The organism is Parahoeflea alexandrii (genome assembly GCF_027214025.1).
GTDB lineage: Bacteria > Pseudomonadota > Alphaproteobacteria > Rhizobiales > Rhizobiaceae > Hoeflea > Hoeflea alexandrii_A.
Window position 1 is genome coordinate 39,907 of the sequence record NZ_JAPWHB010000005.1, and the last position, 22,882, is coordinate 62,788.

Annotated in this window: 20 protein-coding genes; 18 read left to right on the top strand and 2 right to left on the bottom strand. The window is 60.4% G+C overall.

Annotated features, from left to right (window positions below; translation table 11 throughout):
• The first annotated feature begins 4 nt into the window (after positions 1–4).
• The 12 genes from flgK to O4H62_RS16755 all read left to right on the top strand — a co-directional run bounded on the left by flgK (position 5) and on the right by O4H62_RS16755 (position 9,091).
• Complete coding sequence (gene flgK / locus O4H62_RS16700) at positions 5–1,468, top strand: flagellar hook-associated protein FlgK (RefSeq protein WP_269389569.1); 1,464 nt, start codon at positions 5–7, stop codon at positions 1,466–1,468.
• Positions 1,469–1,472: 4 nt separating this feature from the next.
• Complete coding sequence (locus O4H62_RS16705) at positions 1,473–2,525, top strand: flagellar hook-associated family protein (protein ID WP_269389571.1); 1,053 nt, start codon at positions 1,473–1,475, stop codon at positions 2,523–2,525.
• Between the two features lie 53 nt (positions 2,526–2,578).
• The gene (gene flaF / locus O4H62_RS16710; RefSeq protein WP_269389573.1) at positions 2,579–2,926 is read left to right on the top strand and encodes a flagellar biosynthesis regulator FlaF; all 348 of its coding nucleotides are present in this window, start codon (positions 2,579–2,581) and stop codon (positions 2,924–2,926) included.
• Positions 2,923–3,372 (top strand): flagellar biosynthesis repressor FlbT, encoded by a 450-nt coding sequence (flbT, locus tag O4H62_RS16715; protein ID WP_152010149.1) that lies wholly within the window; start codon positions 2,923–2,925, stop codon positions 3,370–3,372. The genes flaF and flbT overlap by 4 nt, the downstream gene beginning before the upstream one ends.
• Positions 3,363–3,767 (top strand): flagellar hook assembly protein FlgD, encoded by a 405-nt coding sequence (flgD, locus tag O4H62_RS16720; protein WP_269389577.1) that lies wholly within the window; start codon positions 3,363–3,365, stop codon positions 3,765–3,767. The genes flbT and flgD overlap by 10 nt, the downstream gene beginning before the upstream one ends.
• A gap of 1 nt (position 3,768) precedes the next feature.
• Entirely contained in the window at positions 3,769–4,035 is a 267-nt protein-coding gene (gene fliQ / locus O4H62_RS16725) for a flagellar biosynthesis protein FliQ (protein WP_269389578.1), read from the top strand.
• Between the two features lie 237 nt (positions 4,036–4,272).
• Positions 4,273–6,360: a flagellar biosynthesis protein FlhA gene (gene flhA / locus O4H62_RS16730; protein WP_269389580.1), complete on the top strand. Its 2,088-nt coding sequence runs from the start codon at positions 4,273–4,275 to the stop codon at positions 6,358–6,360.
• A complete protein-coding gene (gene fliR, locus O4H62_RS16735; RefSeq protein ID WP_269389582.1) occupies positions 6,357–7,112 on the top strand; it encodes a flagellar biosynthetic protein FliR in 756 nt (251 codons plus the stop codon). Before flhA ends, fliR begins: the two co-directional genes overlap by 4 nt.
• A gap of 1 nt (position 7,113) precedes the next feature.
• A complete protein-coding gene (locus tag O4H62_RS16740) occupies positions 7,114–7,509 on the top strand; it encodes a hypothetical protein (protein WP_269389583.1) in 396 nt (131 codons plus the stop codon).
• 99 nt (positions 7,510–7,608) lie between these two features.
• Positions 7,609–8,190 (top strand): rod-binding protein, encoded by a 582-nt coding sequence (locus O4H62_RS16745; RefSeq protein WP_269389585.1) that lies wholly within the window; start codon positions 7,609–7,611, stop codon positions 8,188–8,190.
• Positions 8,187–8,558, top strand: a complete 372-nt coding sequence (locus O4H62_RS16750) for a hypothetical protein (protein WP_269389587.1) — start codon at positions 8,187–8,189, stop codon at positions 8,556–8,558. Before O4H62_RS16745 ends, O4H62_RS16750 begins: the two co-directional genes overlap by 4 nt.
• Positions 8,555–9,091 (top strand): hypothetical protein, encoded by a 537-nt coding sequence (locus tag O4H62_RS16755; protein ID WP_269389589.1) that lies wholly within the window; start codon positions 8,555–8,557, stop codon positions 9,089–9,091. Before O4H62_RS16750 ends, O4H62_RS16755 begins: the two co-directional genes overlap by 4 nt.
• Positions 9,092–9,129: 38 nt before the next feature.
• Here O4H62_RS16755 and O4H62_RS16760 read toward each other — a convergent pair whose 3' ends face one another.
• On the bottom strand, positions 9,130–10,119 hold the full coding sequence (locus tag O4H62_RS16760) for a glycosyltransferase family 2 protein (protein ID WP_269389591.1): 990 nt from the start codon (positions 10,117–10,119) through the stop codon (positions 9,130–9,132).
• A gap of 146 nt (positions 10,120–10,265) precedes the next feature.
• Here O4H62_RS16760 and O4H62_RS16765 point away from each other — a divergent pair, with 146 nt between their 5' ends.
• The 3 genes from O4H62_RS16765 (at position 10,266) to O4H62_RS16775 (ending at position 13,264) form a co-directional block, all read left to right on the top strand.
• Entirely contained in the window at positions 10,266–11,438 is a 1,173-nt protein-coding gene (locus O4H62_RS16765) for a glycosyltransferase (protein ID WP_269389592.1), read from the top strand.
• A 129-nt stretch (positions 11,439–11,567) separates the two neighbouring features.
• Positions 11,568–12,347, top strand: a complete 780-nt coding sequence (locus O4H62_RS16770) for a WecB/TagA/CpsF family glycosyltransferase (protein ID WP_269389594.1) — start codon at positions 11,568–11,570, stop codon at positions 12,345–12,347.
• Between the two features lie 38 nt (positions 12,348–12,385).
• Complete coding sequence (locus tag O4H62_RS16775) at positions 12,386–13,264, top strand: DUF6492 family protein (RefSeq protein WP_269389596.1); 879 nt, start codon at positions 12,386–12,388, stop codon at positions 13,262–13,264.
• Between the two features lie 4 nt (positions 13,265–13,268).
• Here O4H62_RS16775 and O4H62_RS16780 read toward each other — a convergent pair whose 3' ends face one another.
• Positions 13,269–14,534, bottom strand: a complete 1,266-nt coding sequence (locus O4H62_RS16780) for a lipopolysaccharide biosynthesis protein (protein ID WP_269389598.1) — start codon at positions 14,532–14,534, stop codon at positions 13,269–13,271.
• A 269-nt stretch (positions 14,535–14,803) separates the two neighbouring features.
• Here O4H62_RS16780 and O4H62_RS16785 point away from each other — a divergent pair, with 269 nt between their 5' ends.
• The 3 genes from O4H62_RS16785 to O4H62_RS16795 all read left to right on the top strand — a co-directional run bounded on the left by O4H62_RS16785 (position 14,804) and on the right by O4H62_RS16795 (position 22,841).
• Complete coding sequence (locus O4H62_RS16785; protein ID WP_269389600.1) at positions 14,804–17,938, top strand: GNVR domain-containing protein; 3,135 nt, start codon at positions 14,804–14,806, stop codon at positions 17,936–17,938.
• Between the two features lie 140 nt (positions 17,939–18,078).
• Positions 18,079–18,978, top strand: coding sequence for a bifunctional methylenetetrahydrofolate dehydrogenase/methenyltetrahydrofolate cyclohydrolase FolD (folD, locus tag O4H62_RS16790; RefSeq protein ID WP_269389602.1), 900 nt, complete (start codon positions 18,079–18,081; stop codon positions 18,976–18,978).
• A 587-nt stretch (positions 18,979–19,565) separates the two neighbouring features.
• Positions 19,566–22,841 carry a pentapeptide repeat-containing protein gene (locus tag O4H62_RS16795; protein ID WP_269389603.1) on the top strand — a complete coding sequence of 1,092 codons (3,276 nt, stop codon included), beginning with the start codon at positions 19,566–19,568 and terminating at the stop codon, positions 22,839–22,841.
• Positions 22,842–22,882 lie beyond the last annotated feature (41 nt).

Sequence of the window (22,882 nt, forward strand, 5' to 3'; positions counted from 1 at the left end):
GTCAATGTCTCTGACATCCGCACTCAATACAGCGCAATCGTCTCTGTCCAATTACGCGACACAGACAAGTGTGATTTCGCGCAACATATCCAACGCCTCCAACCCGGATTACGTCAGGCGCGATGCGGTCCTGACGAATTCGGTGATCGGTGCGCAGGGCGTCAGCGTTCAACGCGCTCAGGATATGGCTCTGTTCGTGCGGAGCATTGCAGACACATCGACTGCCAGCGCCCAGGAAACGCTGCTTACCGGGTTGACGGACCTGAAGAGCATACTGGGTGGCAACGACTATGAAACGTCGCCGGCCGTCCTGATCGCAACCATGCGTGATACGCTCGCGACATTCGCTTCGAAGCCTGGTGAAGCCACCCTTGCGCAAATGGCGATCGCCGATGCTGTCACCGTGGCCAACGGGCTCAACGAGGCTTCGAAGTCCGTCCAGAGCGTCCGGTTTGAGGCTGACAAGGCGATCGGACAGCAGGTCCAGACCCTTAACGAACTGCTGGCGCGCTTCGAGACCAACAACAACAGGATCTACAGCGGCACCCAGACCGGCAAGGACGTCAGTGCCGAACTGGACGAGCGCGACTCGCTGATCAAGCAGATCTCGTCGATCATCGGCGTCACCCAGGTTACCCGTTCGGGCAATGACATGGCGCTTTATACAAACGATGGCGTCACATTGTTTGAAACGGTTGCCCGACCGGTGGAATTCGATACCTCGTCGGGCTTCTCGGCGTCGCTTTCGGGTAATCAGGTCTTCATTGACGGCGTGCCGTTGGCGGCCGGTAAGGGGGCCAACACAACCGGCCGTGGTTCGCTGCAGTCACTGATGCAGATCCGCGACGAATATGCGCCCATGATGCAGGACCACCTCGACGAGATCGCGCGTGGGCTTATTGTCGCCTTTGCCGAATCCGATCAGTCGGCCATCCCGGTGCTGCCTGACATGCCCGGGCTCTTCACCTGGAGTGGTGGAACCATTCCTGCCGGCGCGACGATTGAGCCCGGTATTGCGTCTACGATAACAGTCAACGCGGCGCTGTTGCCGTCGCTTGGCGGCAATCCGCTGCTGTTGCGTGACGGCGGCATCAACGGTGCTGCATACAGCTCCAATCCCACCGGTGCTTCGGGGTTCTCCACGCTGCTGGATGCCCATGTCCAGGCTCTTGACGAGCCGATGGCGTTTGATGCGGCTGCAGGGATTTCCACGTCAAGCAGTGTTCTGGCCTTTGCCGCCGAATCCATCGGCTGGCTTGAACTTAACCGGAGCGATGCTGAATCGGCGGCTCAAACGCGCGAGGCCTCGCGGTTCCGTTCGGTTGAAGCCTTTTCAAACATCACCAGCGTTTCGCTGGATGAGGAAATGTCGATCCTGCTCGAACTGGAGCAGTCCTACAAGGCATCGGCCCGGTTGATCTCTGCGGTCGATGAAATGCTCCAGGCCCTCCTGGCGGTGGCGAGGTAATCGGATGAAAACGAGTTTCGTTTCAAACTTGGCAATGCAGAATGCCATGCGGCTGACCATCGGCCGCGGGCAGAATGAGATCCAGAAACTGAATACCGAAATGGTCACCGGTCGCTATGCCGATATCGGTTTGGCCCTCGGAGCCAAATCTTCCAACAGTGTTTCGCTGAACGGCGATGTCTCCAGGCTGAAGGCTATCCTGGATACGAACGCGCTGGTGACCCAGCGGTTGTCGGCATCCCAGGCATCGCTCGACCTGATGGCAGACGCCGCCCAGCAGATGCTTGAGGCATTCATCTCGGTCAGCGGATCGAACGATGTCAATCGGTTGCTGATCGCGCAACGCGATATCGAAACGTCCCTCGGCGCCTACACGGTAGCCGCCAATACGTCATCCAATGGCGAATACCTGTTCGCCGGCATCAACACCAACACGCAGCCGCTGCAGGAATATCTCTCTCCCGGATCGCCGCCAAAGGTGGCTTTCGATGCCCTGTTCGTCAGCAAGTTCGGCTTTGTCCAGGATGATCCGCTGGCTGCCACCATCACGGTGGCTGATATGCAGGATTTCCTCGACAACTATGTTGAGCCGGCCTTCAGCGGCGCCGACTGGAACACGAACTGGTCCAGCGCGTCCGATACCAATATCACAAGCCGCATTCAGAAGAACGAGGTGGTGGAATCCAGCACCAACGCCAATTCGGCTGGCATGCGAAATTTTGCGATGGCCGCCGTGATCGGTGTCGAACTGCTCAAATCGCCGATCTCGGCGGAGGTTCGATCGGCTCTCAACCGGTCCGCGATCGAGTACGCTGGTGCTGCCGTGACCGGGATCGACAATGAGCGCAGTATGCTCGGTGTATCGGAAAATCGCATCACCAATGCAAATGCCGCGCTTGAATCGCAACTCCGCATCATCACCCTGCATCTGGGGGATGTCGAAGGCGTGGATGCCTATGAGGCTTCCACGCGAATGAAATCTTTGCTGGCCCAGGTCGAGACATCCTACACGCTCACGGCCCGGATCCAGCAAATGAGCTTGATGAATTACTTGTAGCTGCATAGCCCGGAGTTGCCGGGCGTAAGTGGACAAACATGAAGGGCGTCTGAATGTACCAATTTTCCTATGCGGATGTTCAGGAGGATGGTGTAGCCGAAGCGCGCGAACGCGAGCGAGAGGCAATCAATCATTCGATTTCGCTGCTACAGGCAGCCAAGGCCAGCGGTCTTGAATCCCGCGAAGCAATCGAAGCCGTCTATTTTGTAAGCCGACTCTGGGTCCGGTTTGTCGAGGATCTGGCGTCGCCTGACAATCAACTGGCAGAGGAACTGCGGGCCAACCTGATCTCCATAGGGATATGGATTATCAGGGAATCCGAGCGAATCCGAAAACGCGAATCGGACAATTTCCAGGGGATCATCGATATCTCGATCATCATCAGGGACGGATTGAAATGAAAAGCTCTCTGCGCATTTCCCTAAAGGCGGGCGAACGGATTTTCATCAACGGAGCGGTGCTTCGTGTTGATCGCAAGGTGGCTCTTGAGTTTCTCAATGACGTGACCTTCCTGCTCGAAAACCACGTGCTGCAGCCCGAACAGGCGACCACTCCGCTCCGGCAGCTCTACTTCATAGTCCAGATGATGCTGATCAACCCGGAAGGCGCTGAACAGGCAATGGGCATGTTTCGCAAGTCGGTCGTCATGTTGCTCACCTGCTTCAAGAATGAAGAAGTTCTTACCGAGCTCAAGCATATTGATGGTATGGTAACCCAAGGCCGGGCATTCGAAGCGCTCAAGGCGATTCGCGCGCTCTACCCGATAGAGGAGCAGATCCTCGATACCGCCGGGATGTCCGCCGGGACCATTGAGCAGATTCGCAAGGAGTTGGCGCCATGGACGTGAATTCAGTCAGCAGCAGCAGCATGGTGGCAAGCACCTCTGCAGCAGCCACGGCATCCAAGAAAGCCACGCTCGATTACGACACGTTTCTGACCCTGCTCGTGCAGCAGATGAAGAACCAGGACCCGACCGAGCCGATGGATGCGACCGAGCAGATTGCCCAGCTGGCAACCTTCAGCCAGGTCGAGCAGACCATCCAGACCAACAAGAACCTGGAAAACCTGCTGCAGTCCTCGACCCTCAATCAGGCCGGAACCATCATCGGCCGTACCATCACCAGCGCCGACGAGTCCGTTTCCGGTGTCATCAAGGAAGTCCAGGTCTACTCCGACGGGCTGATCGCCATCCTTGAAAGCGGCGAGAAGGTTCTGGTCAGTGCCGGCGTGACGATTAGCTGAGATGAACGAAGCTGACGCCCTCGATATTGTGCAGACTGCGATCTGGACCGTGCTGGTCTGCTCGGGACCGGCCGTCTTCGTTGCCATGTTCGTCGGTGTCGGCATCGCCTTCATCCAGGCCCTGACCCAGGTTCAGGAAATCACCCTGACCTTCGTTCCCAAGATCGTGGCCATTCTGGTCACCGTGGCCGTCTCGGCGCCTTTCGTCGGCGCCCAGATTTCGACCTTCACGAACGTCGTCTTCCAGCGCATCGAATCCGGATTCTAGCTCCGTCTTCAGGCTCCCGCGATAGCCGGGATGATGCGGGCGGTTGACCCCGACGGCCGGGCCGCTCCGGCTTCGTATCGCCAACGCGGCGGAGCAGGGCAGGCAGCCCCGGTCGCTCCCGGTCTGTGAACGCACCGGCAATCACTCTGCCACCTTCGCGCAAGCTTCGGCCTTTAGGGTCATGGCGACCTGTTGCGCGGGCATGATGCTTGCGCTGTGTTCCGGAGCTCCGCAAATATGGCCAACCCGCAAGCGCTGGCGATCCAGAAGACAAGCTTTCAGGGAAAGGACATGGGCTTTGCCTTTGGCATCGTCGTCATCCTGTCCATCCTGTTTTTGCCGATTCCGGCCTTTCTCATCGATATCGGGCTGGCTTTTTCGATAGCGTTTTCTGTTCTCATCCTGATGGTGGCCTTGTGGATTCGCCGTCCGCTGGATTTTTCCTCGTTCCCGACCATTCTGCTGATCGCCACGATGATGCGCCTGTCGCTCAACATCGCGACCACACGTGTCATCCTGTCCGAAGGCCATCTCGGCCCGGAGGCGGCCGGTCATGTCATCGGCGGGTTCTCGCAGATGGTGATGTCCGGCGATTTCGTCATCGGCGTCATCGTCTTCCTCATTCTGGTGACGGTCAACTTCATCGTCATCACCAAGGGCGCGACCCGCATCGCGGAAGTCGGCGCCCGCTTTACCCTTGACGCCATTCCCGGCAAGCAGATGGCCATTGATGCCGATCTGTCCGCCGGCATGATCGACGACAAGCAGGCGCACGAACGGCGCAAGGAACTGGAGATGGAGAGCTCTTTCTTCGGTTCCATGGACGGTGCTTCCAAGTTCGTTCGCGGCGATGCCATTGCCGGCCTGCTGATCACCGGGATCAACATGTTCGGCGGTGTGATCATTGGTTACGCCCGTCACGACATGCAGATCGGCGAAGCAGCCGACGTGTTCGTGCGGCTGTCGGTCGGCGACGGACTGGTCAGCCAGATCCCGGCGCTGATCGTCTCGCTGGCGGCCGGCCTGCTGGTCTCCCGCGGCGGTCAGCTGGGTTCCACCGATGAGGCCGTCATCGATCAGCTGGGCGGCTATCCCCGGGCGCTCTTTGCGTCGTCGGGTTTGCTGTTTCTGCTGGCCGTGATGCCCGGCCTGCCTTTCATTCCCTTCGTGCTGCTGGGCGCCGGCATGGCTTTCGGCAGCTGGATCATCCCGCGCCAGCGCGACCAGAAGGCCCGCGCCGAGGCGCAGGAGGTCCACCGCACCGAGCAGGAAGCCAAGGACAAGGAAAAGGATTCGGTCAAGTCGATCCTCAAGACCGCGGAGATCGAACTGGTGCTCGGCAAGCAGGTTGCCACCAAGCTGCTTGGATCGCACGAGGAACTGGCCTTCCGCGTCGCAAAGATGCGAAAGAAGTTCGCTACCCAGTACGGTTTCGTCGTGCCGGAAATCAAGGTTACGGACGACATCTCGATCAAGGACAAGAGCTATCACATCCGCATTCACGGAACCACGGTGGCCGCCAACGACCTCAGGGTCGGCGAGTTGCTGGTGGTTCTGGCCGGCTCTCATCGCCCGTCGATTCCGGGCGACGAGATCCGCGAGCCCGCATTCGGCCTTCCCGCCCTCTCTGTCCCGGAAAGTTTTGGCGCCGACCTCAAGCGCGAGGGCTTCCAGCCGATCGACAACGTCTCCGTCGTGCTGACCCACCTCTCCGAGGTGATCCGCAACAACCTGCCGCAACTGCTGTCCTACAAGGACATGAAGATCCTCATCGACCGGCTCGATCCGGAGTACCGCAAGCTCGCCGACGAGATCTGCACGTCGCACATGTCCTATTCCGGCTTCCAGGCGGTGCTCAAGCTTCTGCTTGCCGAGCGGGTCTCGATCCGCAACCTGCACCTCATTCTCGAGGCGGTGGCCGAGCTCGCCCCGCATGTGCGCAAGACCGAGCAGATCGTCGAGCATGTCCGCATCCGCATGGCCCAGCAGCTGTGCGGCGACATTGCGCGCAACGGTCAGCTCAATGTGCTCAGACTCGGCAACCGTTGGGATCTGGCCTTCCACCAGGCGCTCAAGCGCGATCCGAAGGGCGAGGTCATCGAATTCGACATCGATCCGCGCATGCTTGAGGAATTCTCCGAGGAAGCGACCAAGGTTATCCGTGAACACATGGACAAGGGCGTGCCGTTTGTACTGGTAACTTCGCCCGACTCACGGCCATATGTCCGAATGATCGTCGAACGGATTTTTGCAACCTTGCCGGTGCTGTCGCACGTCGAAATAGCGAAGGGCATCGAGATCAAGCTTCTCGGCTCGATTTCGTGATCGAGGACCCGCAGGGAACGGTTCTTGCGCTGTTTCTAGCGTTCTGCCGGATTGGCGGCTGCTTCATGGTCCTGCCGGGCTTCTCGAGCTTTCGCGTCCCGGTCCAGATCCGCCTGTTCGTTGCCGTTGCCGTATCCATGGCGCTGCTGCCCATCCTCTGGGACACGATTTATCCGAATGTTAAGGGCGGCGGCGGCGAGTACGTGCTGCTTGTCGGCGAGGAAATGCTCATTGGCGTTACTCTCGGTCTTGTCGCCCGCTTCATCGTGATGTCGCTCCAGTATGCCGGAACAGCGATGTCCATGGCGATCGGTTTCAACTCCTCGCCGGGCGCCGGCATCATCGAGAACGAACCGGAAGGCCAACTTACGTCGCTGATCACCTTTTCCGCCATCTTCATCCTGTTCCTCACCGATTTTCATCACATGGTCATCGGTTCTCTTGTCCGCTCCTATGGGTTCATGCCGATGAATACCGGTTTCGAGCCCCGGATTGCGCTGATGACGCTGACTGATACGCTCGCCGGCTCCTTCATGCTGGTTCTCAGGCTGGCGAGCCCCTTTCTCGTCTACGGCCTGATCTTCAACCTGTCGATCGGCATGGTCAACAAGCTCGCGCCGCAGATTCCGGTCTACTTCATCTCCATTCCCTATATTCTCGCCGGCGGGTTGATCCTGTTCTATTTTGGCTCCAACACCTTCTTCTCGCTGTTCATCGACGGCTTCGAGGCCTTGTTCATGGGATTGATCTGAGATGGTGGCGTCACGCTCGGAAAAGCTCGCCCGCCTCGTCCGTGTCCAGCGGCAGATCGAACGGATGGCCGAGTTCGAACTGGCCCACACCGTACGGGAGCAGGCCGAAACGGAGGCGACCCAAGAAGCACTGGTTGTCGCCGTCGGGTCCTTCGATCCCATCCATGCGGCAATGTCGACCCAATATGCTCGGCGGTTTCAGCGCCTGTCCGCCAAATCGCAGTTGCTGGAGGGCGCCAAGGGCGTGCAGGAACGCCGCATGCTGACGGAAAAGACCAAGGCTGACCGGCTTTCCGACCAGGCCGAGCGTGCCGCCCAGTCCGAGGACCGCCTGGCGACCGACGAGACCCTGCTCGATCTTCTCGACAGTTCGCTTCAGCGCCGCGGGTCCGACTGAGACAAGGCGGCTGGCGCCTTTGTTGCGCAAGGCCAGCGTAAGCTTCGTAGGACAAAGTGTAGACGATCATTTCCGGTCAGTTTCTGCGAGGAAAGCTCTTTGTCCATACAAACAGCAACCGATATCATTCTCGATGTCGTTCGGGCGGCGGATCCTGCCGTGGCGCAGCGGGCGGAAGCAATGCTCGAAGCGGCCTCGATCCGCAAATCCGAGCAAGCCGCCGCGACACCCGCGTTCCAGCATCAGCTGCTGGCGTCCGCCGATCAGTCATCCGTTTCCGTCGCGTCTGCCCAGGATGCTGCGCCCGACAAGTCGCTTGAGGTCTACCAGCGCTTCGAGGCGATGATCCTGCAGAATTTCGTCGGTTCCATGCTGCCCACGGACAGTGAGCAGCTCTACGGTGAAGGTACCGCCGGCGAAATCTGGAAAGGCATGATGGCCGAGCAATTGGGTGCGGTCCTGGCCAAGGGCGGCGGAATCGGCATCGCGGCCCGCATGATGGGCGATCGCTTGAACGCTCCTGTGGCGCCTGAATCGGCCGACGCCATCGGCTCCAACGTGTCCAACCGCGCGGCCGGCCTGATCAATGAAATCCAGAAACAGATCCTGGCCGATGTTGCCGGATCTGTCGAAACCACAGACCAGACAGAAAAATCCAGCCAGGGACAACAAGCAGCATGAGCGAAATGAATTCCCACGATCATCGTATCATCGGTGTCCTGTCCCGTCTTGAAGCCGTAATCGACGCCGAAAATGCGGCGATCGGGACCGATCCGGATTTCGACCTCAACCGGTCGAATACGGTCAAGAGCCGTTGCCTCTATGACATGACCATGCTGTTCAACGGCATCCGTCCGGATGATCTTGAGCCGGCGCACAAGCAGCATTTGCAGACAGTGCGGGCCAAGCTGAAGATCAACCATCTCAAGGTCGAGGCGCACATGGAAGCGGTTCGCGAAATTGCCGAGATGATCAAGGAAACCGTTGCGGCATGGGAAGCCGACGGTACCTATTCCGCCGACCAGTTCAGGACCGTCGAATTGTCATGATCAAACTGCTCGCCACTGGCGTCTGGATATGCGTTGTGGCGCTGGCGTCGGTCTATTTCTCCGTCCAGGTCACCAACAAGAAGGAAGTGGTTGAGCCCGATCCCGCCATGTTTGGCGGCCTGGAGACTGTCCGTGGCGAAGTCACTTCAATCCCGGTCATCAGCAGTGGCGCCGTTCAGGGTTACTTCCTGACACGGCTGTCCTACACGGTCGATCCGCTCAAGACCCAAAAGCTCAGCGTCCCGGTCAATGAACTGATCACCGACGCGCTCTACTCCGCGCTGGTCGGCGAACCGGTAATCGATTTCCCCGACATGGAGCGGTTCGACCTCGAAGCTTTCAAGACCCTCATTCGCGACTCTCTCAATGAGCGGGTTGGCGAGGAACTGTTTCACGACGTCATCGTCGAGCAGATCGATTTTCTGTCCAAGGAAGATATCCGCTCCAACGTGCAGCAGGGCCGCTCGCTGAAGAACAATCCCACGGTCGAGCGCGCGGCTCCGCCGCCTGCTGCGGAAGCACCGTCACACTGATCCGCCGGGCGCCCGGTTCGACACTGGGTATCGTCGCGTCAGTTGCTTTCGGGATTGCGGTACTGTTCGTTGACCAGCCCGAACTCCGCCATCAGCCGCCCGACAGCCACCTGGAGGTGGTAGAGACCGATCACGGCCGAACCGGTCTGCAATCCGAGCCGCAGGCCGCGCAGCGGTGAAGCGGCAAGCAGGGCGAGCGATTTGGCCAGTGTGCGGACGCGGCCGGGAATACCCGGCCATTGCCGTTTCTCCAGGATTGCCGAGATCGCCCCGTTTCTGAGCGAGCGGGCATTCAGCCACGAAAACTCGGCCCGCCGCGATGGCAGCGTTTCCATCACCGCCGCTTCGGCGCTCCAGCCGAAGGCGAAGCCGCGCGCCTTGGCCCGGCGGTAAAAATCGCTGTCGCCACCGCCGATGAAATTGAACGCCGGATCGAGAAACGGCCGTGGCATCATGTCCAGCACCGGCCGCGAAATCAGCACGTTGCCGGAGGAATAGAGGATCGGTACCAGCCCGGATTCCCGGTAATGCGGGGTAAACACCGGGTGCCGCCGCCAGCCGTCGAGCGCCTTGTCGGCAAACACCGGGATCTGCGGGCCGCCGACCAGATCGGCGCCGGTCTTCCGCGCCGTCTCCATCAGTCCCGACAGCCAGTCGGGGCCGGCAATCTCATCATCGTCGATGACGGCGATGTGGGTCAGCCGCGGAAATTCCTTCAGCGCGGTTTCCCAGCCGGCATTGTAGGCATGGCAGTTGCCGCGCTGATGCGCCACGATGACGATACCCTTGAGCCGCGACCCCGACAGCCATTCGGCGGCTGCGCGGGCGCCTGCAAGCCCCTCGGCGTCATTGTCCATCACCACCACGGCCGTGTCGTCGCCCAGGCCCTGCGCCTGCAGCGAGTCCAGCGTCATGATCAGGTGATCGGGCCGGCGGAATGTCGGCAGCGTGATGACGACGCGGGCGCGGTCCGGTTTGAGGCCTGCGGAGCGGGCATGCTCGGTGACGAAAACGGGGTCAGGCGTCATGGGTGGATATCCGGTTGTTACGGTGCCATCCAATCACAGCTTTCTGAACAATGCCTGAAGCCGATATGAAGCATTTGAATCAGGCGTTTAACGCGCCTTTCAAGCCGCTGCGGTATGATCGCTGCCGATATCGGATCGGAACCCGCATGCATCTTGTTTTCATTTCCTCGCTTGTCCCGGTGGCAAACCCGGCTTCCGGCTATGACATTGCCAACCGTGTCATCGTCGATGCCATCCGGCTGCTCGGCCACAAGGTGTCGGTGATCGGCTTCCTGCAGCCCGGCCATGAACCGGCGCAACCGGATCAGGCAAGGCTGCTTGGCCGCCTGGAAGTCACCAATGCCCGTGTCGGCACGTGGCAGAAGGCGCTCTGGCTCAAGGATGCCTTCGTCCACGGTGAACCGGTGTCGGTGGCCAAGATGCATGCTGTCACGCCCGCCGATGTCCGTTTCGCGCTGGCCGCATTGGCCCCGGTCGACGGGCTGGTCCTCAATTCGGTGCAGTTGCCGGGCGCATTCAGGGATGTCTTTGCATCCTTCCCGTCGGTCTTCGTCGCCCACAATGTCGAGGCCCATAGCGCCGCCGACAATGCCCGCAATGCCGATGGCCGCATCACCCGCTTCCTGTTCGAGCGCGATTCCCGGCTGCTGGCCGAGCTTGAGCGCAGCCTCTGCGCCATGTCGGCCCATGTCTTCACGCTGGCCGAGGCCGACCGCGCCGCTCTTGGCGCAGCAGGCGACGACCGGTCGTCCGTCCTGCCACTGGTCACCTCGGTCACCCCGCCGCAACCGCCGTCGCCGCGCGCGCCGATCCATGACGCCGGCATGATCGGCTCCTGGAGCTGGGCGGCCAACCGCGCGGGTCTTGACTGGTTCCTTGAAGAGATCGTCCCGCGCCTCCCGTCTGATTTCCGCATCGCGATTGCCGGCGGCATCGGATCGGACGTGCCCGATGCTCCGGGCAATGTGTCCTTTCTCGGCCGTGTCCCGGACGCCCGCACCTTTGTTCAATCCTGCCGGGTCGTGCCGCTGATCTCGCGCACCGGCACCGGTGTCCAGCTCAAGACCATCGAGACCTTCGAGATGGGACTGCCATCGGTGGCAACGCCAAGCGCGCTGCGTGGAATCTCCACCCGGCCGGACAATTGCACGGTTGCCGACGAGCCGCAGGCCTTCGCCTTGTCGCTGATCGAAATGGTCGGCCGGTCACGCGCCGGCGAGCCTCTCGACCGTGATGGCCGGGCCTTTCATGCGCTCCAGCTGGAAGGATTGACGAACGCCCTGTCGCGCGGCCTTGAACGGCTTCCGCGGCATGGTTAACAAGAGGTAAATTCGGGCCTTAACCGCATTTGTGAAATGCGGCTGCGGACAAGTTAAGAAAGTGCTAACACGGTTGCCAGGGCGCCCATGACGGAATGCCCGCCTACAGGCAGAGTGTTCGGAGTTACCATGCCAGCATTGGAAAACGGTCAGCATCGCGATATCCTCGGCATCCGGGTCGCAGCCCTGGGCTGGGCTCAGGCGCTCGACGAGCTGAAGCGGACCATCGAAGGCAATGGCCCCCAGCGCATTTTCAACTTCCTCAACGCCAACAATGCCAACCTTGCGATGCGCAATGCCAGGTATCGCCAGGGCCTGAGCAAATCCGAGGTCCTGCCCGATGGGGTCGGCGTCGATATCGCCTCCCGCGCGCTCCATGGCACGGCCTTCCCGGCCAACCTGAATGGCACCGACTTCATTCCGGCCCTGCTGGTGCATTCGGAAAAGCCGCTGAAGGTGGCGCTGATCGGCGCCCGCCCGGACATTCTCGAGCGCGCCACCGTCAACTTCAGGACGGCCACTCCGTGGCATGAGTTCGTTGCCGTGTCGGACGGATATTTCGACAAGACCGACAGCTCGAAAGTTCTTGCCGATCTGTCCGCCGTCAATCCCGACATCACCCTGGTGGCGATGGGCAGCCCGTCGCAGGAAATCTGGATCGACAGCAATATCGGGCCGGGCCATGGCCGTGTTGTCTTTGGCGTCGGCGCGCTGTTCGATTTCGTCTCCGGTGCCGTCCCGCGCGCCCCGGAGGTCTTCCGCAATCTGAGGCTCGAGTGGGTCTGGCGGCTGATCCTGGAACCATCCCGGCTGTGGCGCCGCTACATTCTCGGCAACCCGGTTTTCCTGTTTCACCTCTTGCGCTACAAGGTTCTTGGTGCGGGCCGGCACTCAGGGCTTCCCGCCTGACAACCGACGCCCGCCTTCAGCAACCGACCGGAACTGCCATGAAGACAGCCGTAATGACCGCGTCCTGGTCCCCCGACCTGGACCGCTGCCGCCTGATGTGTGAAAGCCTTGACCGGTTTCTGTCAGGCGACTGGCACCACTACATCCTGGTCGAGCCGCGCGACGTGGCGGCATTCAAGCCGCTCGAAGGCCCGCGTCGCACCGTCGTCAGCGAAACCGATCTGTTTCCCCGCTGGCTGCGGTCCTTCCCCGATCCGGCAAGTCTTGGCCGCCGCCGCGTCTGGCTGAGCCCGTTCTCCGTGCCCTTGCGCGGCTGGCATGCCCAGCAGATCCGGCGTCTTGCACTCGCCCGCCACATCGACGCAGACATGCTGCTGTCGATCGATTCCGACGTGGTGATGGTGCGCCCCTATGATCCGGCGGCGATGTGGATCGACGGAAGCATGCGCATGTTCCGAATCGACGGCGGTGTCAGCGAGACGATGGCTGAACACCGCGAATGGCTGGCCCATGCCGGCCATCTGCTTGGTTTGCCCGCAACGGTTACCCCGGCGCACGACTACATCAACACCTTTATCGGCTGGCGGGTCGACACCGCCCGCGCGCTGCTCGATCACATCGAAGAAACCACCGGCCGCAGCTGGGTTAGGGCGGTGATCTCCTCGCGCGCCATATCCGAATGCACGATTTATGGCCGCTTCGCTGACGAGGTTCTGGGCGGCGAGGGGCATGCGGCGTCCGATCAGGCGCTGTGCCACATGCTCTGGTTCCGCGAGACCTATCCCGAGACCATCGAGGGGCTGGAGATCTTCATGCGCGAGTTGCGTCCCGACCAGGTCGCGGTGGGCGTGCAGTCCTTCGTGCATCACCCGATATCGGAGATCCGCCGGCTGGCGTTCTCGGTGACGCCGCAGTGAGGCTTCAGATCGGCCGTTTCTTGATCGAGCGCAGCGCGCGGTAGGTCATCAGTGCCGATTGCAGGTAGAGCACCAGGAAGGCGCCATTCAGCAGCTCGACCCAGATCACCGTCTCGGTGTTGAGCGCCAGCAGTGAGGCAAGCAACAGCGCCTTCATCGCACCGAGCGACGCCAGGATCAGCATCCGCACCACCGTTCTGCCCGTCGCATACAGAAGTTCCGAATGGTACTCTATCAGGTTGCGGAAGGCCGGTACCATCAGCACGAAAATCAACAGCGGCGCTGCCACGGCGACATTCTTGCCAAGCGCCGTGGGAAACAGCCACAGAAAACCCGCCATCCCCAAGAGCCCGGCTGTCGAAACCGCCGCAACCACGCCCTCGAGCAGGATCCGGTTCTTGAGCTCGTTGAGCATCGCCGATGTGCGCATCAGCTTTTGCGTCAGTACCGTCAGGAAGGCGCGCACCGGCAGCGCGGTCAGGTCGACCAGCCGCATGATGATGGCGTAGATCCCGGCGGTTTCGGGCCCGCCCAGCGAAAGCACCAGCACCTTGTCGAGTTCCGACTGCACGTAGAACAGCACTTCTGCCCCTGCCACCGAGACGGCGTCGAGCCAGCGCCGGACATAGAGCGCCGGCTTCCAGCGCAGCCTGACCCGCGGATAGAAGAACCCGATGGCGATGATGGCGGCCATGCCGTTGGCGGCGAGGTAGTACCAGCCCCAGCTGGCAAGCGTTGCATCCGCCAGCCAGGCAAACAGCACTGCGGCGACGGTCTTGAGCGCGGTGGCGACCACAACCAGCACCGATCCGGACCCGAAGCGGTTGGTGCCGTAGCTGACGATGACCGCGATTTCCATGATCCGCCAGCACAGCACTTCCGCCACGATGATCTTGGCGAAGGTCGCAAGCTGCATCTCGCCGGCGAAGATCAGTGCGTGGGTCAGCCAGGCCGCGAGCGCGATCACCGGAGCCGACAGCACCACGCCGCCCAGGAAACCCGCGGTGTAGACCCCGAGCAACCGGGTCTTCACCGTGGCGATCCGGTAGAGCGGCGAGACAAACCCGAAGGCCAGAAGCCGCGACAGCATGATGCCGCAGGCCGACGCGGTGGCGAACAGGCCGAATTCGCTGATCGACAGAGTGTTGGCGATGGCGATGAAATAGACCAGCGAAATCACCAGCCGTCCAGCCGATCCCCCCACCATCGAGAGATAGGCGCGGATCAGGGTGCTGTTGGCGCTAGCAAGATGTCTCAGGCGAACAATCATCGAGTACCGTATTGGGAAGACGTCTGCAGCTGCCGCACCCGTCGTTTCATCCGTCAAATCATACGGGGAATATGTTAATTCGGCGTTCGAGCCAGCGGAATTTATGCGAATTTGGCTATATGTGGCCAAAGCGGCAAGGGCGCGCGCCCGTTCGAATAACTGCGATTCTCCAACTGTTTCGCTGGAAATTAACCATTTGTTACCCATGAATTTATAGCCTGTCTTAACGAAGTCGACAATTTTGCCAACCAAGGCGGCCAAAGCCGGACATGAGCGATTCCACCGAAGACAGAAGACACCGCGGCCGCCGTGGATCGCTGCTCGACCATGCTCGCGACGCGCAGCCGGCCGCGCCTGAACCCGTGATCGAACCCGTGACCGGGTTTCCGGAAGCCGGTGCCCGCACGGGCAGGGCGTCGTCGGCCTCGAATGCATCGCTTCTGACCACGCCCACCCGTTCGGCGCGCATTTCCACGTCGCGCTTTGCCGAGCCCGGCAATCAGGCTCCGGCCCGGTCGGCCCCGCCGCTGCTTGCATCCGCCGCCGCCAAACCGGCAGCGCCGCGCCCGGCAGCCGCGCGCCCGCAGCTTGCCGCGGTCAGCCAGCCATCGCCGGGACGCGAGAGATTCGGTGACAGGATCGCCCGCCTGATCGGCACGATCGCACCGGAAGCCAGGCCTGCTGAACCCCGTGCGGTCGACGCGGGTCTTACCGCCGATGAACCGGCCCCGGTCCACCCCGTCGCGGAAGCGCAGCCGGGCCCCGGCCCGGAGAACCATTCCCGGGCGGCAGCCCGGCCGGAGCCTTCACCCGTTGACCCCGATCGTCCCCGGGATCGCCAGCGTGACGACCGGTACGATGGCGACGATCACTACCACTGGCATGCCGCGTCCGGCGGGGGCCAGTTCGAGGACGGAACACGGCCGCTGCTCGATGCGTCGATCCTGATATCCGCGGTCTGGCGCTTCCGCAGGTTGATCGCTGCGGCAACCGTGGCCGGAGCCATGCTCGGCGTGCTGATGGCGCTGTCGACGCCGCACAGATATTATGCCGAAAGCCGGCTGTTTGTTGATCCGCGCGAAATCCGGGTCACCGAAGACGACATCCGCAACCAGCAGCTTTCCACCGAGGCCATGCTGGCGATCACTGACAGCCAGTTGCAGATCCTGTCGTCGACCAGCGTTCTGGAGAAGGTGATCGAGGATCTGGGTCTTGACCGCGATCCCGAGTTCAACGGATCGATGTCGTCGGGCGGCATCAGCGGCGGCCTGTCGCTGATCCGCGAACTGTTCACCGGCAAGAATGCAACGACCGAAGGCGAACAGAAGGCGCTCAACAATCTGCGCAAGGCGCTGTCGGTTGGCCGCGATGCGAAAACCTTCGTCATCATCGTCGGCGTCGACACGCGCGATCCGGAAAAGTCTGCGCTGATTGCCAATCAGATCGTCGAGACCTATCTCGATTCCGAAGGTCAGGCGCAATCCAGCCTGCTGGAGCGGACATCGGAATCCATCGACACCCGGATCAACTCGCTGCGTGCCGATCTTGACGCCGCCGAGCGCGAGGTCGAGCGCTTCAAGGCCGAGAACGGCCTGGTTGGCGTAGGTGGACAATATATCGATGACAAGGAAATCCTGGCGCTGAGCGATCAGCTCGCCAATGCCCGGGCCATGAAGGTCGGCATCCGGGTCAAGGCCGACAACCTCGCCCGGGTGAAGATCGACGACGTCCTCTCCGGCGCCTTTCCCGAAGAGCTGCTGTCTGCCAATCTCAGCGAACTGCGCAAGCAATACGCCCAGACCAAATCCAACGCCGATTCGCTGGCCACTCGTCTCGGCCCCCGCCATCCGCAATACATCGCCGCCATGCAGTCGCTCGAAACCATCACCAACGAGATCAGCGCCGAGTTGCGCCGTATCGTCGCCAGCTCCCAGACCGAGCTGCAGCGCGCGGTGGAAACCGAGCAGGAACTGGCAAGTCAGATGGCGGTGGCCAAGAGCCGCGCCATCGACCAGTCGGTCGAACTCGTCACCTTGCGCGAACTTGAGCGCAAGGCCAACGCCACCCGTGGCATCTACGAGGCCTTTCTCACCCGCTCGCGCGAGACCAGCGAACGCTCCAACCTGTCGACGCGCAACGTCCGGGTCATTTCCCCGGCCGAGGCGCCGCTTCAGCCGATGGGTCCGTCGCGCAAGTTCATCGCCATCGGCGGCATGATCGCAGGCTTCCTCGCAGGCCTTGGCCTGGCGCTTCTCGCCGGTGCGATCGAAAGCATCCGCGCCTACAATGGCATGCAGGCCCAGGCCCGGTACCCGGGGTCGGCCTCCGGCGGCTACCCCCAGCCGCCTTCGCCTGGCCCGCAGACGCCTCCCGGTGGGCCTGGCCAGAGGTTCTGGCCATCCGGCAGCACCGAGATGCCCGGCCGTGACGCCGCTTTCGGCGCGGCCGCAGCACAGCCATGGTCGGGGAAGCAACAGCCGGTCGCGGAGAACCCAGCGCAGAGCGAGCCTCTCGCGGGCAAGCCCGGCCTGCGTGAAACCTTCCACCTTGGCTTGCTGCGTCCGAAACCCATCCGCGAGCAGGCCCCGCGTTCAGGCGCCGCTGCCGCGCAAACCGCAGCTTTCAAACCCGAAGTGGAGCCTGTCGGCGATCATGACCCGCAGCGGACCTCCGCCACGGGCCGCAATGCACAGGCCTTCATGGCCGGTCATGGCCAGGTCCATGACGAGCCGCAACAGTTGGCGCCGGTCGGTTTCCCCGGAAATCCGGTTGGCGAGGAGTCGCAGGCCGCCCAGCCGTTCCCGCCGGCCCCCACGCCCCATCAGCACTCCTTGCCGCCCGCGCAGCCGGCCGGCCAGCCACCGGTTCAGCAGCCTGTATATCCCTATCATCCCGCATATGCAGCCGATCCGCATGCCCAGGTCCATACCCAAGTCCATGCCCAGGCGCCCGTATACCCTGTCTACCAGCCGGCCTATCCCGTCGGTCCGGCAGTCCACCCCTATCCGGCGCCACCGCAGATGATGCCGGGCCTGCCGCCTCAGACCTATCCTCTGCCGCCCCACGCTTATCAACCGCAGCCGCAGATGCCTCAGCACCCGTATCCGGCGGCCTACCAGACGCCGCCACTCTATCCGGTTCAGCAGCCGCTTGCGCCGGCGCAGGCCTGGCAGCAGCAGGTCACGCCTCCCTTGCCGCAGCCCGCGCCGCCGGCCCCTGCAATGCCGGTCGTCCAGCCCCAGGCCCAGGCCCAAACTCATGCACACCCGCAGCAGCCGGCCGGGCCGGCCCCCGCACCTGTCCCGGTAGCCCGCGACAACGCGGCTGCCGAGCGCATCCGCCGCGAGATGGACGACCTCCGCTCCCGGATCGACAGCTACGGTGCGGACCGCCGCCGCGCCTGACGCGCGCACAGCGCTTGAATTTTGACACCAGAGGACGCAAAGAGGCTATCAGCCGTTGCGTCCGGTTTCGTAGGGTCTCTCCGGGAGCCGGCTCCTGCGGCCATCAGGACCGTGCGGCGGCAGATCGAAGAGGATGGATCATGGCGAAGGTGATTGACGGCAAGGCCGTTGCGGCGGGCGTGGTGGAACAGGTGACGGCGGCCAGCAACGCGCTGGAGGCTCAGACCGGAGCGCGCCCGGGTCTGGCGGTGATCATCGTCGGCGACGATCCGGCCTCCCATGTCTATGTCTCGTCGAAGAGCCGCATGGCCAAGCAGTGCGGCTTCAAGTCGGTGCAGCACACGCTGCCCGCCGAAACCACGCAAGGTGAGCTCGAGGCGCTGGTCGCCAAACTCAACGAAGATCCCGAGATCCACGGCATCCTGGTGCAGCTGCCGCTGCCCACGCATCTTGATTCCGATGCGGTGATCCAGTCGATCCGGCCCGAGAAGGATGTCGACGGCCTGCACGTCGTCAATGCCGGCAAGCTGATGACCGGCGATCTCGAGGGCGGGCTGATCTCCTGCACGCCCGCCGGCGCCATGCTGTTCGTGCGCCAGACACACGGCGAGGATCTCTCCGGCCTCAACGCGGTTGTCATCGGCCGCTCCAACCTGTTCGGCAAGCCGATGTCGGCGCTGCTGCTCGCAGCCAACGCCACCGTGACGACGGCCCACTCGCGCACGAAGGATCTGGCGAGCGTCTGCCGCAACGCCGACATTCTTGTCGCCGCCGTCGGCCGTCCGCAGATGGTCAAGGCTGACTGGGTCAAGCCCGGCGCCACCGTCATCGATGTCGGCATCAACCGCATCGACGCGCCCGAACGCGGCGAAGGCAAGACCCGCCTCGTCGGCGACGTCGCCTTCAACGAATGCGCCGAAGTGGCGAGCGTGATCACCCCCGTCCCCGGCGGCGTCGGCCCGATGACCATCGCCATGCTGATGGCCAACACCGTGACCGCCGCCATGCGCGCCCACGGAATCAAGCCTCCGAGGTTTTGAGGGGGAGTGGGGAGAAGGGGGGAGAGGGGCAGTACGCTGCTCTCCGGCCAGTATTCGCTACGCGCCCCCATTCCTGTCCTTGGTGATTTCCGATTTGCGGCTTTAAAACGGTCGTTGTCAACGATGACGAGAACGGACCGCAACTACGGACATTCTGTCCGCATGCATGCTGTCCTTTGACTTTGCAGTCCGATTGATTTTGTCGACCCTATCTGACGCAATTTGGCGCTACCCACCAAGTGTTCATTGGGCTATACCCAGCTGACACGATCCCATGCCCCGACCTATGTCAGCCGTTCCTATGGAGAAGGTGTACTGATGGCATCGTATTGTCTGCTGCGGGTGAAACGTATGCCCCTTCTGGTAGACCCCATGGGGGCGACGGCTGCGCCAAGGGACTTAGATGCCCCCGCGCAAAAAATTTCTAATTCTGAAGTGCCGCCCTTTTAGCTTGTCAATGCACCGCAGTACATTGCGCGCGAGCAAAGCTGTTGAGGACCCATTTAAGTTGTGATCCTTTCGTGTCTGCTTCATTGACGGACGGTGTGATTTCTGATGCCTTTGAGCTTCGCACACAGGGGCAGCAAATGAAAATCGATACTTCAGCAAAAGGCCGTAAACCTGCATGGACTACGGCTGCGGCAGATTTGGCAAAGGCCGCCGCCGCCGCTGTCCCGGTACTAATCACAGGGCAGCCCGGCGCTTCGATGGTAGCAATGGGCGCAGCCATGCCTGCTATCATTGATGCTGCCCTGGCTCTGTCGAGCCACAGCAAGCCTTCGTTGGGTTCTAGCGCTTGGTCAATGGTAAAAGCCGCCTACGCGGCAGGTATTGTGCGGTTCATATCGACCGCTCCATTGGACCGGCGACCAACGGGCGTGGAGCTTCAGTCCCTTGTCGAGACACTAGTTATCCGGCTTGAACTTCTGCTTGAGGAGAATACTCAGGAGTTGTCACCTGAGGTGTTTTTGTCCCCTTTGAGACTTCCTGCTTTCCGCAGGATGGCCAGAGACATCACACATGAGATGAGGCTCTATACACTAGACAATCCCATTGCCAATGGGCGGAAGCTGTTCGAAGAGTGTTTGATCGAAGGGTTCCTGGATTGCAGGAATGCCCGTCCGGACGAATTTGCAAAGGTCGAGCAGAGTTTCCGAGGGGCATTTGCAGACGGCTACGACAAGTACAGATCGCTAACGCGTCACTACAATTTCCTTCTTAACTCCTTCAGTCTGAAGCCAGTTTTTGGGCAAGAAGACGAAGGGATAACGTTGTCAGATCTCTACGTTCGCCAGAGAGCACTTTGGGTTTCGAGGGAAAGGCATGAGGGGCATGTCCAAGAGGACGATGGACCGGCTGAGCTTGTAGGAAGCGACTTTTTTCGGGAGAGCGATAAGGATCCGCACAAATGGCGCTATTTGTTCCACGTTGACGACTTGCATGCTACCATATGGACGTGGTTACGGGAGCGCGACTGCAGTGAAGCAATTAGAGTTATTGCGGGTGGTCCCGGTTCAGGAAAATCCACTCTGGCGCGTGCGTTAGCTATCGAAGCCATTGATAGCGAGGAATTTGATGTTTTGTTCGTTCCCTTACAAGAAATCGAAGCTGTAGGATCGTTTCCGGTCCGCGTGGAAAATCTCTTGAGGTCACGGACCGATCTTGGTTTAGATCGACATCCAGACGCGCTTAATTGGCTGGGCCAAAGCGAGACCACGGGGTCTTCTCCGGTGCGTCCCCTGCTGCTCATCTGCGATGGTCTTGATGAAATCGCTCCGCCAGGGTCCGCCGAAGCGGCGACAGTTACCGCCGATTTTGTGCAAGCACTTAGTTCCTGGGTCTACGCGCGGAACTCCGGTGGGTTCCATGTCTGTGCGCTAGTGTTGGGTCGAACTATCTCTGCCCAAGAGGCTTTCCATAAATTGGGCATCGGACATCACGCACTCGTTCGGGTAGCCGGTTTCCTTCCAGTAACGGGCACGGATGAATGGGAGAAGGCGAAACGCCACAGTTGCACTGTCGATCTTGCGCAGCTTGCAGAGAAGGACCAGCGGCAAGAATACTGGCTCAATTGGTGTTCAGCAAAGGCAATAGCGGACCAATCGCTGCCCGTCGCTTTAGAGGCAAACAACGCGCCCGGACGGGCGCTTCAAGAACTTACCGCCGAACCGCTGCTTCTGTATCTTCTAATTTGGACAGGCTACCTAGGCCAGCAGTGGGAAAAAGCGGCAAGTAATCGCAATCACGTCTACGAGGAAATCTTCAAGCAGATCTATCAAAGGAAGTGGGGATTATCCGCACCACGAGTGACGGGTAACAAGCAGCGGGGTGGCCACCCAGCCACTGATGATGTTTCAGAGGATGATTTTTTCCTCTTGCAAGAGGCATTAGGCTTAGCGTCTTGGGGTACCGGCGGGCGCACGGTGAACGTGGCCGCGTTTGATGCCATGCTTAAGGTTTATCTCAATGAAGACAAATATGAAGATATTTCAGATAGCGTAGCAAGTTCCCTCAAATCAGTTGCGCTCCAGGGGTACACGCGCAGTGTGGGGGGAGATGCTGCTGGCTATGAGTTTGTTCACAAAACCATCGGCGAGTATCTTATCGCTAGGGGACTCGCCACCACATTGACAACGGCTTTGGACGAAGTACGGGAGCGCTCCTCTCCCGGCAGGTGTGCAAAAGCTGCAGCTAAACTTGCAGCAATCATGCGATATGGAGTTCTGAAGCCGGAAATAGCTAGGTTTTTTGTTGACGAGCTACGAATGCGCCTCCGCAGCGCTAAAATTGCACGCCGCGAACTGGAATGGCATTTTTTGCCGGTTATGAATTGGCTTTTACAAAACGGGTTTAGCTTCTCGCCTGAACCAGGTGGTCAAACTGAAATGGTTTATGCAAGAGCAGACCAGTCAGACCAGCGTATCTGGGACGTAGTCTGGTCTGCGTTTCAAGCAATAGCGCACATTTCGTATCCCTGGCGGACGATGGGCATAAATCATGATGAAGCCTGGGAAGTCGGCCCTGTTCGCCTGGATTGGCCAAATCCTCAGTCCTTCATATCACTCTTCGCGCGCCTGTCTTCTAGAAGTCACGTCGCAGAAACAGGTAGGATACCTACATTTGATTACTTGGATATTCGCGGGCAGGCGGTAACCGATTACACTTTCGGCAGCGTGATCTTCAATGAAAGCAGCAATGAAGGGTCTTTTCGACCTCTGATATGGCTACCGATTTCAATGCGCGCCTGTAGATTAGATGGCCTTTTTTTTTACGGAGCTAATTTGCGGGAAGCTCACTTGAATCTTTCTAGTTTGGTGGAGACCGTATTTTCTGGGGCTAGATTAGATCGCGCTATTTTGCAGAAAGCTAACTGCAGGTCGGCAGTATTTGTAGACGCGTCTCTAAATTTTGTTGATGCGCATGAGGCGAATTTTACTGGAGCAAATCTTAGCGGGACGAAATTTAAATCCGCGCAGCTGCAGGAAACGGATCTTTCTGAAGCAAAGTTCGATCCACGAGTGCGAGAAGGAGGCCTTACCATATTTGCCAACGCGTCACTAGAACGCGCGAAAGTGCAAAATACGGATTTGGGACAGTCCATCCTATTTCGGTGCAAAGTCGATGGTGCCGACTTCACTGGCGCAGATCTAACGAAATGCCACATAGTAGATACAGATTTCAGAAAAACTATACTCGAGGAAAATCAGAGTGAACTGAAGAAGAATTCCGCTAGAAAATCCAAGGGTGGTCCGAATAGAACGCAAACCATTCTCGTTATGGATGATGAAGAGATAGCAGCGGAGAAATTAGCATTCAATGGGCGCGCCCCCTTACCTCGAGGGAAGTCAAAGAAGAAGAGCTAATATTCAACTAATCTTCCGGGCAGATGCCTTGCTCGCTAATA

What these genes read in the sequence shown, in the direction of transcription:
- flgK (WP_269389569.1), top strand. Translation starts at nt 5, where the DNA reads ATGTCTCTGACATCCGCACTCAATACAGCGCAATCGTCTCTGTCCAAT.
- O4H62_RS16705 (WP_269389571.1), top strand. Translation starts at nt 1,473, where the DNA reads ATGAAAACGAGTTTCGTTTCAAACTTGGCAATGCAGAATGCCATGCGG.
- flaF (WP_269389573.1), top strand. Translation starts at nt 2,579, where the DNA reads ATGTACCAATTTTCCTATGCGGATGTTCAGGAGGATGGTGTAGCCGAA.
- flbT (WP_152010149.1), top strand. Translation starts at nt 2,923, where the DNA reads ATGAAAAGCTCTCTGCGCATTTCCCTAAAGGCGGGCGAACGGATTTTC.
- flgD (WP_269389577.1), top strand. Translation starts at nt 3,363, where the DNA reads ATGGACGTGAATTCAGTCAGCAGCAGCAGCATGGTGGCAAGCACCTCT.
- fliQ (WP_269389578.1), top strand. Translation starts at nt 3,769, where the DNA reads ATGAACGAAGCTGACGCCCTCGATATTGTGCAGACTGCGATCTGGACC.
- flhA (WP_269389580.1), top strand. Translation starts at nt 4,273, where the DNA reads ATGGCCAACCCGCAAGCGCTGGCGATCCAGAAGACAAGCTTTCAGGGA.
- O4H62_RS16740 (WP_269389583.1), top strand. Translation starts at nt 7,114, where the DNA reads ATGGTGGCGTCACGCTCGGAAAAGCTCGCCCGCCTCGTCCGTGTCCAG.
- O4H62_RS16750 (WP_269389587.1), top strand. Translation starts at nt 8,187, where the DNA reads ATGAGCGAAATGAATTCCCACGATCATCGTATCATCGGTGTCCTGTCC.
- O4H62_RS16755 (WP_269389589.1), top strand. Translation starts at nt 8,555, where the DNA reads ATGATCAAACTGCTCGCCACTGGCGTCTGGATATGCGTTGTGGCGCTG.
- O4H62_RS16760 (WP_269389591.1), bottom strand. Translation starts at nt 10,119, where the DNA reads ATGACGCCTGACCCCGTTTTCGTCACCGAGCATGCCCGCTCCGCAGGC.
- O4H62_RS16765 (WP_269389592.1), top strand. Translation starts at nt 10,266, where the DNA reads ATGCATCTTGTTTTCATTTCCTCGCTTGTCCCGGTGGCAAACCCGGCT.
- O4H62_RS16770 (WP_269389594.1), top strand. Translation starts at nt 11,568, where the DNA reads ATGCCAGCATTGGAAAACGGTCAGCATCGCGATATCCTCGGCATCCGG.
- O4H62_RS16775 (WP_269389596.1), top strand. Translation starts at nt 12,386, where the DNA reads ATGAAGACAGCCGTAATGACCGCGTCCTGGTCCCCCGACCTGGACCGC.
- O4H62_RS16780 (WP_269389598.1), bottom strand. Translation starts at nt 14,534, where the DNA reads ATGATTGTTCGCCTGAGACATCTTGCTAGCGCCAACAGCACCCTGATC.
- O4H62_RS16785 (WP_269389600.1), top strand. Translation starts at nt 14,804, where the DNA reads ATGAGCGATTCCACCGAAGACAGAAGACACCGCGGCCGCCGTGGATCG.
- folD (WP_269389602.1), top strand. Translation starts at nt 18,079, where the DNA reads ATGGCGAAGGTGATTGACGGCAAGGCCGTTGCGGCGGGCGTGGTGGAA.
- O4H62_RS16795 (WP_269389603.1), top strand. Translation starts at nt 19,566, where the DNA reads ATGAAAATCGATACTTCAGCAAAAGGCCGTAAACCTGCATGGACTACG.